Raw genomic sequence first — 16,879 nt, 5'->3', positions numbered from 1 at the left:
GTATAACGGAATTTAAAAATGCCTCTACTGTTTGGCCAGACAATGTTCTTCCGGAGGCATCAGTAATGGTACCGGAAATCATGATCTCTATTTTACGGCCAATCACTTCTTCATATTTTTTAATAGAGAAAATGGCGGCTTTGGCGTTCAAGGTGTCAAAAATGGTTTCGATCAGCAACAGGTCAGAGCCACCGTCAACCAGACCGCGGACCTGAGCATCATAGGCATCTACCAGTTCATCAAAGGTCAGCGCCCTGAAGCCAGGGTCATTCACATCGGGAGAAATAGATAGCGTCCGGTTAGTTGGACCAACTGCACCTGCGACAAAACATTTTCTGTCCGGATGCGCAGCCATAAATTCATTTGCAGCTTCCTTTGCAATTCTGGCACCTTCAAAACTCATTTCATAATCCAGTTCTTCCATCTGGTAATCGGCCAGTGAGATACGCTGGGTACTGAACGTATTGGTTTCAATGATATCTGCTCCGGCTTTCAAATAATCCAGGTGTATGGATTTGATGATATCCGGACGTGTCAGGTTCAGCAAATCGTTGTTGCCTTTGACATCGCAAGGGTGATTTTTAAAACGCTCTCCCCTGAAATCCTCTTCGGTGAGTACATGGCGCTGTATCATGGTTCCCATGGCACCATCTATAATTAATATTCTCTTTTCTAATTCTTCTCTGATACTCATTCTTCGTCTTTCTTCTGTCGTAGAATATTCTCCATGAGCGGCCGTTTAAATACCTGAACATGGAAATATAATACTAAAGGGCTTATTCGAAATTCCGGCTAGGGGTCGACTTTAACTTATCTTTCGGGAACGTTTAGTACACGGTCCAGTAGAATGTAGCACCTTGTAAGCACAGGTTGCTAAGACTTCGCAGGGTCTAATCCCTCCGTCTTTCTCTATAAGCAGTGCAAAAATGCAACAAAGAAAAATCAATTCCAAAAAATAGAGACTTAAAGCCAATAAAATTGCAAAACAAAGAGTTTTCTGTTCAGGCTTCGGAATTAAATTTTGATTGATGTCTGTTGGTCGATTAAAAAGTCAGTACTGCTGTTGTAAAGAAATGTTTGCATAATCAAACCGGGCATACAAAAGCGGCCTGCAGAATTGCATCTGCAGGCCGCTTTTGTATAAAGAAACAGAATTATTTTCTGCTTCCGAAGATCCTCAATAAGAAAAGGAATATGTTGATAAAGTCCAGATAAAGTGATAGTGCGCCCATAATGGCTAATTTTTTTGCGTCTGTTGCAGCAACCTGATCACCATTTGCTTCAATTCCTGCACCAATTCTTTTTAGTTTTTGAACATCATAAGCAGTAAGAGCGGTAAAAATAGCTACGCCAAAGAAACTCATGATATAGTCAAAACCAGAACTTTTAAGAAACATATTGATCACACTTGCAATCACCAGTCCAATTACGCCCACCATTAGGATAGATCCAAACTTGGTCAGGTCTGTATTGGTTGTATAACCAAGAAAAGCCATGATTCCAAATATACCCGCTGCACCTGCAAAGCAAGCAACAACAGATCCGGAGGTATAAATTAAGAGAATGAAACTTAAGCTGATGCCTGTAAGTACAGAATATAAAACAAATATACCCAATAAGGCCCCATAAGAAAGACGGCTTAATCCTGCACTCATTAACATTACAAGAGCAAGTGGTGCAAACATAGCAACGTATCCAAGGATGGATAAACCTCCTCTGCTGGTTTCTGAGGGCTGGTTAATCAGGTAACTCAAAGCAGCAGGGCTGTTCGCCATAAATAACGCCGCTAAAGATGATACACCTAAAGCAACAAACATCCATAAGAAAACATTAGCAAAGAAATTCTTTGCAACTGCTCCGCTTTGCTGTTCTACAAAAACGGACTTTTGTGCCCATTCATAATTATTGTTGTTATCCATTGTATTCTAATTTTTAGTTAAAGATAAGAATTGTCTGATTCATACAAAAGCTATGCCCCGAGTCTTTTTGTCAGGATTTCTTCAACTTTTTTGAAAATTTGCAAAGGTTTTAAAGTTCTCCATGCCAAATCGTCAAGCTCACCACCAAAGTTGATATAGTAATCTATATTACTGCTGCGGAACTCATCAATCACATGGGGTGTAAAATTGATGCCCGAAATCCAGCCATCTTCAACCTCCTGAAACCATTCTTCATAATAGCTGTCTTCAGAAGAATGAAAATTCAGTATGTTTTCTCCGATTAAAATGAATTTGTTGATGCCTTCATCCATCATCAGTTCCAGTATTTCACGTTTCAGTAGCATAATGTCGTTGTTGATGGCATCATTCCACTCTCCAATAAACTCTATAATAGCATATTGCCGGTCGTAATCGACAAACAGAACTTTCAGGTAAAGAGTGTTTGAGCCAAAATCATCCCACTGCGGATGAATCAGGAAATTATACAACTGTTTGTCAAAATAGAATTCTGAGTATTCAGTGTTAAAAAAGGGTGAACGCTCATCTTCTGCCGCAATGTAATCATCGCGCCACTGATAGTAGGGTTCAATTTCGTGCATATTCTATTTATTATGACTGGCTTCTACTGCTTTGCGCACACTTCCATAACGGTTCAATAGGTCTGCAGCATGATCGTAGTCTATATTTAATTCATCCATGACCATCTGGGTACCGCGGTCAACCAGTTTATGATTGGTTAGCTGCATGTCAACCATTTTATTGCCTTTGACTCTGCCCAGCTTAATCATTACTGTTGTGCTGAGCATATTCAGTACCAACTTTTGCGCTGTGCCTGATTTCATGCGTGTAGAACCGGTCAGGAACTCAGGACCTACAATGACCTCTACGGGAAAGTCGCTTTCCTGAGCGATTGGCCCGCCTTCATTACATACAATACAGCCCGTCAGAATACCGTTTTTCCGGGCAGTATTTAACCCGCCAACAACATAGGGTGTAGTGCCGGAAGCAGCCAAACCAATAAGACAATCTTTATCGTTAATGTGGTATTCCTGCAAATCAACCCAGGCTTGTTCCGTGTCGTCTTCTGCATTTTCTACCGCTCTGCGGATCGCTGTATCACCACCGGCAATGATGCCTACAACATAATCAAACGGCACACCAAATGTAGGTGGGCATTCTGAAGCATCTACTACGCCCAAACGTCCGCTGGTACCAGCGCCAATATAGAACAAACGACCGCCGTTCTGCATTTTTTCCGATACCGCAGAAGCCAGTTTTTCTATTTGTGGAATGGCTTGTTCTACAGCTGAGGGTACACTTTTATCTTCATGGTTAATCCCTTTCAAAATTTCAAGAACGGACATCTTATCAATATCATTGTACCTGGACTCTTGCTCGGTTACTCTTATCATATACTATATTTTTGCTAAAATTCGTCAATTTCTTTCTAAACCGGAAATCCTGAGGCTGGTTTCAATGGATATCAACAAAAAAAATAAATTCCTTATTGTTTAAAGGAGGGCCATGACTTAAATTCTCAAGTTGAATCAGGCTTTGATTTTATTCAGATGATCTTTCCCTAAAAGAAGATCGAAAACAATTCTGTCGTTCAGGGAGTTATTTAATTATGGAATTTTAGGCGGTACTGAAATGACCTAAGTCGTGGGACAACCAGATTTGCAAATATATTAAAAATGTACCTGCCTTATTTGTGTTATTAACAGGGTTATTTCCTAACTTTGTACAACATCTGCTGCATGAATAAAATTACCCGTCAAAATCTGATTATAGCACTCACTTATTCTGTAACTTTAATAGGTGGGATGTATCTTGGATTTAAATTTTTGAAAGACCAGGGATATAATTTACAAAAGCAAACACTCAAAGCTGATAACAATAAGGAAAAAGTAGCAGAAATCATCCATTTGATTGATAAAAACTACGTTGATGAGGTCAATACGGATACTTTAAACCATCTGCCAATTGACAGTATTCTGCATCAGCTGGATCCCCACAGCATGTATCTTCCTCCAGAAAAGGCGGCTGAACAATCTGATGCACTCGAAGGTAATTTTCAGGGTATTGGAATTGAATATTACATCCTGAATGATACGCTTATGGTCACTAATGTGATTAAAGATGGTCCGGCTTATGGTTCAGGTATGCGTCCCGGAGATAAGATTTTGAAAGTAGACAGCGCGTTTGTAAGTGGGAAACAGCTGCCCAGAGATCAGATGATTGGTAGAATAAAGGGTAGAAGCGGTACCCCGGTGCAGTTGCTGGTGATGCGTGCCGGTACCAGTCAGTCTGTTTTGTTGAATGTTAAAAGAGGACGGGTCCAGGTGAGTAGTATTGATGCAGCTTACATGGTAAACCCGTCGACCGCTTATATTCGAATCAGTAAATTCGGTGCAAATACTGATATAGATTTTACAGAAGCACTTAGAGGCCTGAAAGTGAAAGGGATGTCTAAGCTGATCCTTGACCTCAGGGATAATGGGGGAGGTTACCTTACTGCAGCGACAGGATTGGCCAACCAAATCCTTCCGGAAAATAAACTCATTGTCTATACTGAGGGAAAGCATGAACCCAGAACGGATTATATCGCTACCGGGGGTGGGGAATTTGAACATGGCAAACTGGCTATACTGATCAATGAAAATACAGCATCGGCAAGTGAAATTCTTGCAGGCGCTGTTCAGGATCTGGACCGTGGGTTAATTATTGGGCGTCGTTCTTTTGGGAAAGGCCTTGTTCAGGAACAGTTTCCCTTTGGAGATGGCTCAGCATTGAATTTGACCATTGCCAGGTATTACACCCCTTTGGGTCGTAGTATACAAAAATCCTATAAAAAAGGCTATGCAGCTTATCAGAATGAACTGGAAGAAAGATTTAGTGATGGCGAACTGACCGATAAAGGTTCGGGGCCCAAAGATACCTTAAAGAAACACCCGTCTTTTGTAACCGGAGCCGGGAAAGTTGTTTTTGGTGGAGGTGGGATCCAGCCAGATATTTATGTGAAAATGGATACGGTTGGTGTTAATAAATTTTATAATAGTTTGATTTCTAAAAAGATACTGTTTGATTTTGTGTTTGATGTGCTGGCTAACCGCTATAACAGCCACTATCTCGAACAGAATATGAGTACTTTCAGCATCAGTCATGAGGATTTTAATGCATTGGTAAAATATATCCAAAACAGGAAGATCATTATAGATCAGCATCAGCTGATGGCAGCCAAACCTGTGATCTGTAATGATCTTAGAGTATTATTGTATAAATACCATTTGGGCGATGCAGGCTATTACAAAGCACTGAATCTAAATGATAGTATGGTTAAGCAGGCTTTAAACAGCCTGCAATAATCGGTTTTTATTTCTGTCTGAAGTAAATCTGAATCGGCACACCGCTGAAATCAAAATTTTCCCTTAGTTTGTTTTCAATGAAACGTTTGTAAGGTTCTTTAATGTACTGTGGCAGGTTACAAAAGAAGGCAAACATTGGCGAACTCGCATTGATCTGGGTAGCGTATTTCACCTTGATGTACTTTCCTTTCATGGATGGCGGAGGATAGTTCTCAATAATCGGAAGCATTACGTCATTCAATTTAGAGGTCGGGATTTTCTTGCTTCTGTTTTTATACACATCCAGGGCAGTTTCAATAGCCTGGAAAATCCTCTGTTTGTTCAGTACGGAGATAAAGATGATCGGAACATCTGTAAAGGGCTGTAATTTCTGACGGATCTGCTCTTCGAACACTTTAGCCGTCTTATTATTTTTCTCTACAAGATCCCATTTATTCACCAGGATCACAATACCTTTCTTGTTTTTTTCTGCCAGGTGGAAAATATTGACATCCTGCGACTCCAGTCCTTCCATGGCATCAATCATCAGGATCACCACATCAGCTTCTTCCAGTGCTTTGATGGTCCGCATTACGGAATAAAATTCGATGTTTTCTTTTACTTTGGTTTTCTTACGTAAACCGGCGGTATCAATAAACATAAATTCATGCCCGAACTGGTTGTAATGGATATGGATAGAATCACGGGTTGTTCCGGCAATCGGGGTTACAATGTTTCTTTCTCTTCCGATCAGTGCATTGATCAGAGAAGATTTTCCTACGTTGGGACGTCCTACGATCGTAATCTTAGGTAAAGCATTTTCTTCTTCAACTACGTCTTCGAAATGGGTGATCACGTCATCCAGCAAATCTCCTGTTCCCGAACCGGTCATAGAAGAAATGGAATAAATCTCGCCCAGACCAAAACCATAGAACACGGAAGCTTCATTTTCCAGGGAAGTATTGTCTACCTTATTGACTACGGTAAAAACAGGTTTATTACTTCTTCTTAATAATGAAGCGATCTCGTCGTCCAGGTCTGTAATTCCTGTGGTTACATCGACCATAAACAGCAATACCGTGGCTTCTTCAATAGCAATGATCACCTGTTCACGGATGGCTGCTTCAAAAACATCTTCTGAATTGGCTACATAACCGCCTGTATCAATAACGGTGAAATTCTTGTCGGTCCACTCTGCAACACCGTAGTGGCGGTCACGCGTAACGCCGCTAAAATCATCTACAATAGCTTTACGACTTTCAGTTAAGCGGTTAAAAAGGGTAGATTTGCCTACATTTGGTCTTCCGACGATTGCGATAATGTTACTCATATGGGGTGTGAATTGTATTAATTATTGTATTAATTATTAAGGGGTTGCAAAGGTAGGTTTAATTTTCGTACCCGAAACTTTTTAAATAATTCTTTTTGCTGCGCCAATCTGGCAATACCTTTACAAAGGTTTCAAGAAAAACTTTCTGATCCAAAAATTTCTCAATATCCTTACGGGCCTCAGTACCAACCTTTTTAAGCATAGAACCACCTTTTCCAATCAGGATGTTTTTCTGAGAATCACGCTCTACAATAATCTCTGCGCTGATTCTGGTGATCTTTTCTTCTTCTTTAAAGGAGGTAACCACCACTTCTGTACTGTATGGGATTTCTTTTTGATAATTGTTAAAGATCTTTTCTCTGATGATTTCCGAAACAAAGAATCTTTGGTTACGGTCGGTCAGATCCTCTTTGTCATAGTAAGCTGGGTGTTCAGGAAGAAAGTTTAAAACGGTTTCCATAATGCCACTCAGGTTGTATTCATGCAACGCAGAAATGGCAAAAACATGTTTAGGGTTTAATTTTTCTGTCCAGTAAGCTGTTTTTTCTTCTACATCTTCCTGCGTAGCGGTATCAATTTTATTGATCAGCACAATGATCGGAATAGTAGTTTTCTCAATTTTTTCGAGTACATCGTTCTCGTCGTGTCCCTCATGAATGTCCGTAACAAACAAAATAAGGTCTGCATCAGAGAGTGCTCCATTCACGGAACTCATCATAGAATCCTGCAACTGATACTTGGGTTTTATGATGCCCGGCGTATCAGAAAAAACAATTTGATAGTTTTCTTCGTTCACTATCCCCAGAATACGGTGACGGGTGGTCTGGGCTTTCGGGGTAATAATGGAAAGCTTTTCACCGATCAGGGCATTCATTAACGTTGATTTACCCACATTGGGCTTACCTATTATACTTACAAAACCTGCTTTGTGCGACATCGAAATATTTTTTAAAATAAATTTGCACTACAAAGAAACGAATTATATCTTTGCATTCCAATTCGGAAGAAGAGTTAAGGATTTAATATTCACTTTTGAAATTGTATAAAGTGCGGGGTGGAGCAGTTGGTAGCTCGTCGGGCTCATAACCCGAAGGTCATCAGTTCGAGTCTGGTCCCCGCTACCTAAGAAGTCGTAACCTTTCGGGGTTATGGCACTTCTTAATGGCCCGTTCGTCTAGGGGTGAGGACGCCAGATTTTCATTCTGGAAACAGGGGTTCGATTCCCCTACGGGCTACGGTATCGCTTATGGTAAATAAGTGGTTTATTTGAAAAAGATATAGTGCGGGGTGGAGCAGTTGGTAGCTCGTCGGGCTCATAACCCGAAGGTCATCAGTTCGAGTCTGGTCCCCGCTACCTGGGAAGTATGGATAATACTTCATTTTAATGGCCCGTTCGTCTAGGGGTGAGGACGCCAGATTTTCATTCTGGAAACAGGGGTTCGATTCCCCTACGGGCTACGATCCCGCTTTACGATAAGTAGAGCGGGATTTTTGCTTTTATATGGGTTTAAATAATATGACAAGCGGCTGAACATGAATAAAATTGATGTCTTCGTAAAATTTCATTGCAGGCATAAATTTATGAGTCATTAAAGTAATGGTTGTTAGCTTCTGTTCTAAGGCGTATTTCTCCATATGTTCAATCAGTATCCGGCCAAATCCTTTTTTTTGCAGGTGAGGAGCAATAAATAATTCATCAATATAGAGTTGTTTTCCTGTCCACCAGGTTTTGATATGCGCAAAAACGGCTCCGGCAAGCTCCTGCTCGTGGTATAGCGCAAAGCCTGTAAATTGAGCCTGAGACATGTAATCACTGAGATAACTGACTGCATCTTCTGAGCTCCAGTGGTAATTCCAGGGCGCCTGATTGTAGGCCTTTTTTAAGGTCTCAGCGCAGATTTCAATATCATTTCGGGTAATGGATTCAATGATCATATAACTTGCTTTTTGGATTGGACTTCATCTAAGGCTTCCTGTAATACCTGTGCAAGCTCTTCTACATTTGGTGCCTTAAACATGGTGTCATGGTCTCCCGTAACTTCAAAAACTTTAACACCTTTTCTGGCATATTTTCGCCAGCCCAGGTATTTAAAATCATCTACAAAATAGGGTCGGGTCTTCGCTTTGAAAAGATAAATATAGTTGTCAATTGGACTGATCTTGTAATTTCGCAGTGCAGCTGCGTTTCTTTTGCTGATCAATTTCATCTGCATGGTAATGTCGCTCTCGGCTTCTTTTTCTTTTTGCAGACCAAGCCAACTCAATAATTCTTCTATTTTTCTGGAAAATAAATGGCGTTGATACTTTAATACAGAGGAAGGGTCTTTGATCAATGATTTAAGCTCCCAGTAGAATTTAGGAAATTGTCGGATGATCTTCTTAGGAAGTTTAACAGACCATGATTTGTTATAGAAAATATTCTCTGTATTTGTATCAAAAATGCCCAGAAGTTTTACTTCCTTACCGGCAAGCCTGAGTTGCTTTTCCATTTCAATAGCAACATATCCACCAAATGAATAACCTGCAATCGCATAGGGGCCGTCTGGGTTATGCGCTGAAATCTCTATGATATAATTCCTGGCGATATCAGCAATCGTCTCTATTTTTTCATCGATTTTATCCAAATCTTTGGGCTGCAGGGCATAAACGGGTTGTTCTGAATCTACATATTTTGCCAGAGCTTTAAAGTTCAGCACATGAAGGCCATCACCATGTATAAGATATAAAGGTGTTTTATTTCCGCTTGATTTTAAGGCAACTAAACTTTCGTTTTTTTTCGTTTTATGCTCCTCTAACGAAGATAGCAGGGACAGGATGGTCGGATATTTAAACAGGGCCGCGACAGGAATCTTCTCCCCGGTTTTTTTCTCATAACGAGACATGATTTGCAATGCCATAAGGGAATGGCCCCCTAATTCAAAAAAATTATCATGAATGCCTATTTTTTCGATGCCAAATACTTCCTCCCAAATGGTACAGAGAAGCGCTTCATTGTTCTGCAAAGGAACTGATGGTTTGGAGATCACATCTTCAGCCTGACTTATGTGGAGATCCAGGAGTGCTTTTCTGTCAATTTTGCCATTGATGTTTAATGGAAGTTCAGTAAGTTCTATCCAAAGAGAAGGTACCATGTACGAAGGCAAAATGTCTTTTAAGTGATGGATCACTTCATCCCTGGTAAAGGTTGGGGCGGGGACTAAAAAGCAAACCAGGTATTTCTGGCCGGAATTATCCTCCTTTGCCACAACTGCAGCATGTTCTATACCTGAATAGCGGCCAAGCACATTTTCTATTTCGCCCAGCTCAACCCTGAAACCTCTTATTTTTACCTGATTGTCTTTTCTGCCTAGAAATTCCATGTTCATATCTGCAAGCATACGGCCCAAGTCACCGGTGCGGTACATCATTTCTCCGAATTTTGGATCAAAAGGATCTTTTAAGAAGGCATAAGAGGTTTTTTCGGGTGAATTCGCATAACCCCTCGCTACGCCTGTTCCACCGATATAGAGTTCTCCAATATCTCCTACGGGTACAGGCTTTTGCTGTTCGTCGAGAATATAGAAAGAAGTATTGCTGATGGGTTTTCCATAAGGAATACTTTTCCAGTTTGTTTGTATTTGATCAATAATGAAATAATTTGACCAGACAGTGCCCTCTGTTGCACCCCCAAGTGAAACCACCTGCGCTGCAGGGAAAAAGTTTTTGATCCGCTCAGGTAGCTTTACAGGAATCCAGTCACCACTTAAAAAAACGATTCTTAAATTATCTTGCGTATAGCTTATTTGGTTTAACTCCAGGTCTTTGATCAGATAATCTAAAGTTGAAGGAACCGAATCCCAGAAGGTAACTCGGTGGTCTTGAAGCATAAGCTGCAATGCTGTAATGTCGTTTATTTGCGTTTGTCCTGCTATGATCAATGTACCGCCTGCTGCTAAAATTCCAAAGATGTCATAGACAGAGAGGTCGAAACACATAGAAGTCACAAATAGCAAGCGGTCACGACGGTCAATATTGAAACGGGTGTTTACCCAGGTAATGAGATTTACGGCAGAGCAATGCTCAATCATTACACCTTTAGGTTTTCCGGTTGACCCGGATGTATAGATGGTATAGGCTATTTGATGACCATCTGCGGGCAAATTTATATTGCCTTTGTCGTAGGGAAGTAGCAGCGCGTTTTGTAAATGAACAACTTGTACCTCAGGCAGGTGTATCTGAGCTGAGCAGACTTCATCTGCGATCAGTAATTTTACGGCGGAATTTGAAAGAATATATTGTTGTCTTTCCGCTGGATATTCAGGATCTACAGGCACATAGGATCCTCCAGCTTTCAAAATGGCATACATGGCAATAATCATCTCAAAACCACGTGCAGCTAAAATGCCTGCATTTTCGCCTTGTTTTAACCCAAGTTGAATCAAATGTCTGGCCAGCTGGTTGGCACTTTCATTAAGTTTTTTATAACTCAAAGAGGTCTTATTAAATTCCAGCGCCGTGTGATCCGGTTGTTGTAGTGCCTGTTCCTCCAATAACATATGCAGCATCGTCTCTTTTGGATAAGGCGCTGCGGTATCATTAAATTCTTTAATCAGCTGAATGTCGTGCTGGGACAGGCCGTTTGCATCCTGCTCATTGTTGTGGTCTGAAGGGACGAGATGACTAAGCATAGACAAAATAGTTTAACTCACTAGTTGCCAGAGAAAACTGGTATTGCTTTGTTTAGTGAAAGATAATGAAATTTTCACTTATGTGGAATTTTTTTCATCGATTTTCAAAAGGAGATTATAAACTGTCTTCTTGTTATATACCAAGTTATGGAGTTGTTTTGTTACTCTGCGCCCCGGCTTTGTTTATCGGTAATAAAAAGTGGATAGATTTCTACCTTGGTTTATTTTTCACTAGTTTTGATTTCAAGCAATCAAAGGATAATCATTTTCTGAAAGAATATTTTGTCGACTTCAGCTGTACATAACGAAAAAGATCTTTTACAACAGCTAATTGCGGGTGATGAACGCGGTTTTGCAGGCTTGTATGATCTGTATAGTCCGTCTATTCAGAAATTTATCCTGAGATATGTGAATTCTTCGCCACTCTCTGAAGACCTGACGCAGGAAGTATTCATTAAAATATGGGAGAACCGAGCGATACTTGCTGATGTAAAATCTTTTAAAGCCTATTTGTTTGTAACTGCCCGAAACCACACCCTGAACAGCATGAAGGTGATTTTTAGATCTGAAATAGCCATTGGTGAGGTTGTCGATAGTTTTGTGCATCTTAGAAATGAGACTGAAGAGCAGTTGATGCATAAAGAATATCTGGTTTTCCTTCGAAAAATCCTGGATAGCCTTCCTGAAAGGACCAGAGAGATCTTCAGATTGTGCAGGGATCAGGAAAAAAGCTATGATGAGGTTGCAAAATCACTAAATATTTCAAGAAATGCGGTGAAGAACCATATGGTTCAATCGATGAAGGTATTGCGCTCTGCAGTAAAAAGTGAATACGGGATCTCTTTAAGCCTCTTCCTGTATTTTATTTTTGGTTTACATAGGTAAAACGATTTAAAGTAAAATAAAGCATATTTTTTTCAATTTCAGCTACCCTAGTCTTCTATTTTATTGTCTTTACAGTTAGAGCCGCAATATGGAAGAAGAAAAATACAAGGAATTAGTTCAGCGTTACCTGGAAAAAAAATCAACAGACGAGGAGCTGGAAGTTTTTGTGTACTTAATGAAGCAGGGTAAGCTGGATAAACATCTGGAGGAAATGATGAACACTGACCTGGGCCTTGAACAGGATCAGGTTCTATTACCGGAGAAGAAAGCGTGGCTTAAATGGTTTCGATGGCCAATGGCAGCGGCTGTTGCTTTAACTGCAGGAATGTTATTTTTCTTTTCAACGAGAAAGCAGCGATCAGATACCCAGATCGGAAATCAGATGATTTATAATTCGGCCAGCTCCGTATTAAAGAAGATTTTGCCAGATGGGAGTACAGTTTGGCTAAATCCGGGGGCCAGATTTACTTATCCTTCAAGATTTGGGAAATTCAGGGCAGTTAGTATGCAGGGAGAGATCTTTTTTGAAGTAGCAAAAGACCAACAGCATCCCTTTCTGATTTCAAGCGGAACAGTATTGACCAAAGTCTGGGGGACAAGTTTTCGTGTCCGGTCTGTACCTGGAGAAAAAATCACCAAAGTCTCGGTTTTGACAGGTAAAGTATCTGTTCGTACAGCTTCAAAAATTAAAAAGGAAATCATGTTGCTTCCTGAGGAAGAAGTGAGCTACAATAAAGCAGACCAGGATTTATTGAAAACACCTATAGAACCGGGCTCAGACATGATGATTTGGCGCAAAGCAGAGCTTTCTTTTGAGGATACCGAATTATCAGCGATAATTCCAGCGTTGAGCAGATATTACCACGTTCCCATCTTTTTGAAAGAAGAAAAGTTAAAAAAATATAGGCTCACGGCCGATTTTAAAGGTAAAAATCTACCAGATATTCTTGTGCTGATCTGTAAATCCGTACAGTGCAGTTATACCAGTATTGGCAAAGAGATTACATTAAGTACAGCAAATCAACAATTCAACCACTTATAAACAACCTAAAATTTAAACATCCTATGGAAAAATAAAGAAAACCTACCGTCTTATTGGAAAAGAAACAGAAGTGCTGTGAACACCTCTGTTTGTTAAATTATCCCACGTGAATAGAACGCTGAATCCGTTCTAAAGGGAAATTATTTGTCTCATTATTTCAAAAGAAACAATCTAATTTATGAATTTATTTTTACAAGACCGTCTTGGCTTATTTAAAATTATGAAAGTCACATTAAGTCAGTTAGCTATAGCGATCATTGTGTCTGGCGTATCCTATGCCAGGACAGGCAAAGCTCAGGATGCTGTCCTTGACCGGTATATTGATCTTTCTGCAAAGAACATTAGTCTGGAGTCTGTACTCAAAAAGGTGGCCTCAAAAGCATCCGTAAAGTTTGTGTACAGCAAAGACTTTATCAATACAGATCAGCTGATTTCCATTGATGCAGAGAGGCAGCATCTGGGTAGTATTTTGAACAACATTTTGACCAAAAATAATATCTATTTCGAAGTTGTGAATGGAGATATTGTACTGCAGGTGAAACCTGCGGTCAAACCAGGGAGCGCAGAAAATGCTCAAATTACCGTTACTGGTACGGTAACCAGCAATAGCGGAGAATCCCTGCCGGGCGTAAGTGTGTTTATAAAAGGAACTGCATTGGGAACCAATACCGATGCCTCGGGAAAATATAGTATCCAGGTACCTGATGGCAATACCACGTTAATTTTTGCTTACCTGGGTTTTGCGCGGAAGGAAGTTGTTGTAGGAAACAGGTCTGTTGTAAATGTGATCCTTACGGAGGATGCGCATCAGCTAGGAGAAGTGGTGGTTACGGCATTAGGGATCAAACGATCTGCGAAGGAACTGGGATACTCGACCCAGCAGGTCAATGCAAAAGAACTCACCCAAAGCCGTCCAACCAATCTGGCTGCAGGTTTATCTGGTAAAATTGCCGGATTGCAGATTGTTCAATCCAATAACCAGATTGATGCGGGCGACCAGATACGTGTTGTGCTGCGTGGTAACCGCTCCTTTCAGGGAAATAACCAGGCTTTGCTGGTATTAGATGGGGTAGTTGTTCCCTTGAGTTATCTGAACTCCATCAACCCAAATGATGTAGAAAGTGTAAATACGCTGAAGGGTGCTAATGCTGCGGCACTGTATGGTTCAGAGGCTTCTAACGGGGTGTTGATCGTAACAACAAAAAAAGGAATGAAGGATGCCTCTCAAATCACCTATACCAATACTACTCAGTTCAACCAATTGTCCTATTTCCCGAAAATGCAGACTCAGTTTGGCGGAGGTTCCGGACAGGATGCTTACGGTTTTCCGCAATATACACCTTATGAAAACCAAAACTTTGGTGATCGTTTTGATGGTAGTATCCGCCCTATAGGGCGTACGCTTCCGGACGGTTCTATCCAGATGGTGCCGTATGCAAATGCAGCAGACGAAAAGAAGAAGTTTTTTGATACGGGTATTGATGAGCAAAATGACCTGAGTTTTAGTTCTGGTAATGATAAGGGCTCTACCTATATCAATGTGCAAAGGTTAAACAGCAAGGGCTATGTACCAGGTGATAAATTTAACCGTACAGCGGCAAGATTTAACGGCTCCCGTATTTTCGATAAGCTGAAAGTAGACTATAACCTGAACTATACCCAGAAGAATTACGATAAGTCTTATTCCCAGATTTACGATAATATCATCAATACGCCGGCAAATATTCCGCTTACGCAGTATAAGGATATTAATTCTATCTATGGAAACCTGAACAATTTTTACAATGACTACGGCTTGAATCCTTATTTCAATCTGGCTTATCAAAGAACAAGGGAGAGAAGAGATGATCTATTGGGGAATTTATCGTTATCTTATGACGTTGCTCCCTGGTTAAACCTGACAGCAAGAGGAGGAATTACGACCTATACGATCAATGGTAAAAATACCAGAGAGGCTGTAAGCTATTCTGATTTTGCTCATGACAGCGGAAAAGGAATTGCTAATCCCCAAACTTCTCCGGGAACGGAATCGGACTATTCTTATTTTAACAGCAGGATGGAAGGAAATTTCCTGGCTACCTTTAAGAAAAAGGTGGGAGACCTGAACTTTACACTGATTGGCGGTTCTCAGGTTATTCAAAAGTCTAGCAGAACATTATCTGCTGGAACAAACTATCTGGTCATTCCTGATTTTTATAATGTTGGTTACCGTGCTGGCGATGCAATTGTAGGAGAGGCTTCTACGAAAGACAGGCAGCTTGGACTGTATGGTGATTTGACGGTAGGTTATAAAGACTATTTGTTTCTACATGCTTCGGGACGTAATGACTGGGATTCGAGACTGGCTCAGGAGAACAGATCTTTCTTTTATCCTTCTGCCGATGTTTCCTTTATTTTCACAGAGGCTTTTTCTGCACTTAAGAATAATAATATCCTGTCCTTTGGTAAGATCAGAGGTGGTATAGCTAAAGTATATGCGGTACAGTTCTCTCCTTATTCCCTGGAGGCTACTTTTGATGTAGGTTCTGGTTTCCCGTATGGATCTACAGCGGGCTATAGTGTTGGTAAAACGGTTTTTGACCCCAATTTAAAACCCGAGCAAACCGTATCTTCAGAGATCGGAATGGAACTGGGTTTCTTCAACAACAGACTCTCTTTGGAAACTTCGGCTTATTGGGAAGCAACAAAAGACCAGGAAATTATTAACGGTATCAATATCTCCAGTGCGACTGGCTTTACCAATGCCATTATTAACACCGGCGAGGGTAGAAACCATGGTGTTGAACTTTCCATGAAAGGAACACCGATACTTAGTGAAAATGGAAGGGGAATTACCTGGAATGTCGGATTGAATTATTCCTACAACCAGAACAAAGCCATTTCTCTGTATCAGGGACTACCCAACTTAAGCATAGGAAATAACAATTACATTGTAAAGGATCAGCCTTATCCTGTGCTGATGGGTAATGGGTTTTCTACCGATCCACAAGGGCGAACCATTGTAGATCCGGGAACAGGTTTTCCTGTTTTAAGTCAGACCAATATTTTGTTTGGCCAAACGACACCTAAGAATATACTTGGCATCAGCACGAGTGTAAATTACCACAATTTCACCTTGTCTGGAACTGCTGAATACAGGAGTGGAAGTGTGGTGTACAGTGGTGCAGGAAGTACGATGGATTTTTCAGGGATCAGTTATGGTTCTGCCAGCAATGGCCGTGAACGCTTTGTGTACCCGAACTCTGTGATTCAGACCTCTCCAGGTGTATACGTGCCGAATACCAATATCACCACCAGGACCGGAGGAATTGATTACTGGGCGGGTTCAACTACACGTTATGGTGTGATGCAGAACTATGTGACCAGTGCGGCTTTCTGGAAAATCCGTGAACTTTCACTCGGCTATGAAGTACCGGTTAAATACCTGAAACATATTAAATTCATTAAGAGGGCTAATCTTGCCCTGGTAGGCAGAAACTTGTTTATGTTCAGGCCAAAAACCAATGTGTACACAGATCCGGAGTTTAACGCGACAACAGATAATGCACAAGGATCAAATAACCTGAACCAAACCCCGCCAACACGTATTTACGGTTTTACAGCATCGATCACTTTATAATAACCAGAAGATGAACACAAAAAGATTAAAAATATGGAGTATAGCCGCGATC

Annotated in this window: 12 protein-coding genes, 4 tRNA genes and 1 riboswitch; of the genes, 8 read left to right on the top strand and 8 right to left on the bottom strand. The window is 40.7% G+C overall.

Annotation, left to right across the window (positions count from 1 at the left end; translation table 11 throughout):
* The 4 genes from VNZ46_RS24775 to murQ all read right to left on the bottom strand — a co-directional run.
* On the bottom strand, positions 1-694 hold a 694-nt coding region (locus tag VNZ46_RS24775; RefSeq protein WP_325563624.1), incomplete at its 3' end, for a homocysteine S-methyltransferase family protein.
* Positions 695-807: 113 nt separating this feature from the next.
* A riboswitch (SAM riboswitch) is annotated at positions 808-918 on the bottom strand.
* Positions 919-1,154: 236 nt separating this feature from the next.
* Positions 1,155-1,919, bottom strand: coding sequence for a Bax inhibitor-1/YccA family protein (locus VNZ46_RS24770; protein ID WP_325563622.1), 765 nt, complete (start codon positions 1,917-1,919; stop codon positions 1,155-1,157).
* A 50-nt stretch (positions 1,920-1,969) separates the two neighbouring features.
* The gene (locus VNZ46_RS24765) at positions 1,970-2,539 is read right to left on the bottom strand and encodes a hypothetical protein (RefSeq protein WP_325563620.1); all 570 of its coding nucleotides are present in this window, start codon (positions 2,537-2,539) and stop codon (positions 1,970-1,972) included.
* 3 nt (positions 2,540-2,542) lie between these two features.
* Positions 2,543-3,352, bottom strand: a complete 810-nt coding sequence (gene murQ, locus VNZ46_RS24760) for an N-acetylmuramic acid 6-phosphate etherase (protein WP_325563618.1) — start codon at positions 3,350-3,352, stop codon at positions 2,543-2,545.
* Positions 3,353-3,697: 345 nt separating this feature from the next.
* Here murQ and VNZ46_RS24755 point away from each other — a divergent pair, with 345 nt between their 5' ends.
* Positions 3,698-5,305 (top strand): S41 family peptidase, encoded by a 1,608-nt coding sequence (locus tag VNZ46_RS24755; RefSeq protein ID WP_325563616.1) that lies wholly within the window; start codon positions 3,698-3,700, stop codon positions 5,303-5,305.
* A gap of 7 nt (positions 5,306-5,312) precedes the next feature.
* Here VNZ46_RS24755 and der read toward each other — a convergent pair whose 3' ends face one another.
* Together der and era are read right to left on the bottom strand one after the other, a co-directional pair.
* Positions 5,313-6,614, bottom strand: a complete 1,302-nt coding sequence (gene der / locus VNZ46_RS24750; RefSeq protein WP_133782228.1) for a ribosome biogenesis GTPase Der — start codon at positions 6,612-6,614, stop codon at positions 5,313-5,315.
* 58 nt (positions 6,615-6,672) lie between these two features.
* Complete coding sequence (gene era, locus VNZ46_RS24745) at positions 6,673-7,551, bottom strand: GTPase Era (protein ID WP_199081205.1); 879 nt, start codon at positions 7,549-7,551, stop codon at positions 6,673-6,675.
* Between the two features lie 111 nt (positions 7,552-7,662).
* Between era and VNZ46_RS24740 the strand changes: the two genes are divergently transcribed.
* From VNZ46_RS24740 to VNZ46_RS24725, 4 genes are all read left to right on the top strand, one after another.
* A tRNA-Met gene (locus tag VNZ46_RS24740) sits at positions 7,663-7,735 on the top strand.
* Between the two features lie 42 nt (positions 7,736-7,777).
* Positions 7,778-7,849 (top strand) — tRNA-Glu (locus VNZ46_RS24735).
* Positions 7,850-7,895: 46 nt separating this feature from the next.
* Positions 7,896-7,968: transfer RNA gene (locus VNZ46_RS24730), tRNA-Met, on the top strand.
* A gap of 32 nt (positions 7,969-8,000) precedes the next feature.
* A tRNA-Glu gene (locus VNZ46_RS24725) sits at positions 8,001-8,072 on the top strand.
* 39 nt (positions 8,073-8,111) lie between these two features.
* Here the strand turns inward: VNZ46_RS24725 and VNZ46_RS24720 are convergent.
* Together VNZ46_RS24720 and VNZ46_RS24715 are read right to left on the bottom strand one after the other, a co-directional pair.
* Entirely contained in the window at positions 8,112-8,549 is a 438-nt protein-coding gene (locus VNZ46_RS24720) for a GNAT family N-acetyltransferase (RefSeq protein WP_325563613.1), read from the bottom strand.
* Entirely contained in the window at positions 8,546-11,281 is a 2,736-nt protein-coding gene (locus VNZ46_RS24715; RefSeq protein WP_325563611.1) for an amino acid adenylation domain-containing protein, read from the bottom strand. The genes VNZ46_RS24720 and VNZ46_RS24715 overlap by 4 nt, the downstream gene beginning before the upstream one ends.
* A gap of 282 nt (positions 11,282-11,563) precedes the next feature.
* On the opposite strand from VNZ46_RS24715, the gene VNZ46_RS24710 reads away from it, so the two are divergent.
* The 3 genes from VNZ46_RS24710 to VNZ46_RS24700 all read left to right on the top strand — a co-directional run bounded on the left by VNZ46_RS24710 (position 11,564) and on the right by VNZ46_RS24700 (position 16,827).
* A complete protein-coding gene (locus tag VNZ46_RS24710; RefSeq protein WP_325563609.1) occupies positions 11,564-12,166 on the top strand; it encodes an RNA polymerase sigma-70 factor in 603 nt (200 codons plus the stop codon).
* A gap of 88 nt (positions 12,167-12,254) precedes the next feature.
* Positions 12,255-13,208, top strand: a complete 954-nt coding sequence (locus VNZ46_RS24705) for a FecR family protein (RefSeq protein WP_325563607.1) — start codon at positions 12,255-12,257, stop codon at positions 13,206-13,208.
* 220 nt (positions 13,209-13,428) lie between these two features.
* Positions 13,429-16,827 (top strand): SusC/RagA family TonB-linked outer membrane protein, encoded by a 3,399-nt coding sequence (locus VNZ46_RS24700; RefSeq protein WP_325563605.1) that lies wholly within the window; start codon positions 13,429-13,431, stop codon positions 16,825-16,827.
* Positions 16,828-16,879 lie beyond the last annotated feature (52 nt).

Source organism: Pedobacter sp. (assembly GCF_035566355.1).
In the GTDB taxonomy this organism is placed as follows: Bacteria; Bacteroidota; Bacteroidia; order Sphingobacteriales; family Sphingobacteriaceae; genus Pedobacter.
The sequence above is the reverse complement of the archived record's forward strand: the minus strand, read 5'-3'. Positions and strand labels throughout refer to the sequence as shown.

Coding starts and splice junctions, on each gene's coding strand:
- VNZ46_RS24770 (WP_325563622.1), bottom strand. CDS start 1,919: ATGGATAACAACAATAATTATGAATGGGCACAAAAGTCCGTTTTTGTA.
- VNZ46_RS24765 (WP_325563620.1), bottom strand. CDS start 2,539: ATGCACGAAATTGAACCCTACTATCAGTGGCGCGATGATTACATTGCG.
- murQ (WP_325563618.1), bottom strand. CDS start 3,352: ATGATAAGAGTAACCGAGCAAGAGTCCAGGTACAATGATATTGATAAG.
- VNZ46_RS24755 (WP_325563616.1), top strand. CDS start 3,698: ATGAATAAAATTACCCGTCAAAATCTGATTATAGCACTCACTTATTCT.
- der (WP_133782228.1), bottom strand. CDS start 6,614: ATGAGTAACATTATCGCAATCGTCGGAAGACCAAATGTAGGCAAATCT.
- era (WP_199081205.1), bottom strand. CDS start 7,551: ATGTCGCACAAAGCAGGTTTTGTAAGTATAATAGGTAAGCCCAATGTG.
- VNZ46_RS24720 (WP_325563613.1), bottom strand. CDS start 8,549: ATGATCATTGAATCCATTACCCGAAATGATATTGAAATCTGCGCTGAG.
- VNZ46_RS24715 (WP_325563611.1), bottom strand. CDS start 11,281: ATGCTTAGTCATCTCGTCCCTTCAGACCACAACAATGAGCAGGATGCA.
- VNZ46_RS24705 (WP_325563607.1), top strand. CDS start 12,255: ATGGAAGAAGAAAAATACAAGGAATTAGTTCAGCGTTACCTGGAAAAA.
- VNZ46_RS24700 (WP_325563605.1), top strand. CDS start 13,429: ATGAAAGTCACATTAAGTCAGTTAGCTATAGCGATCATTGTGTCTGGC.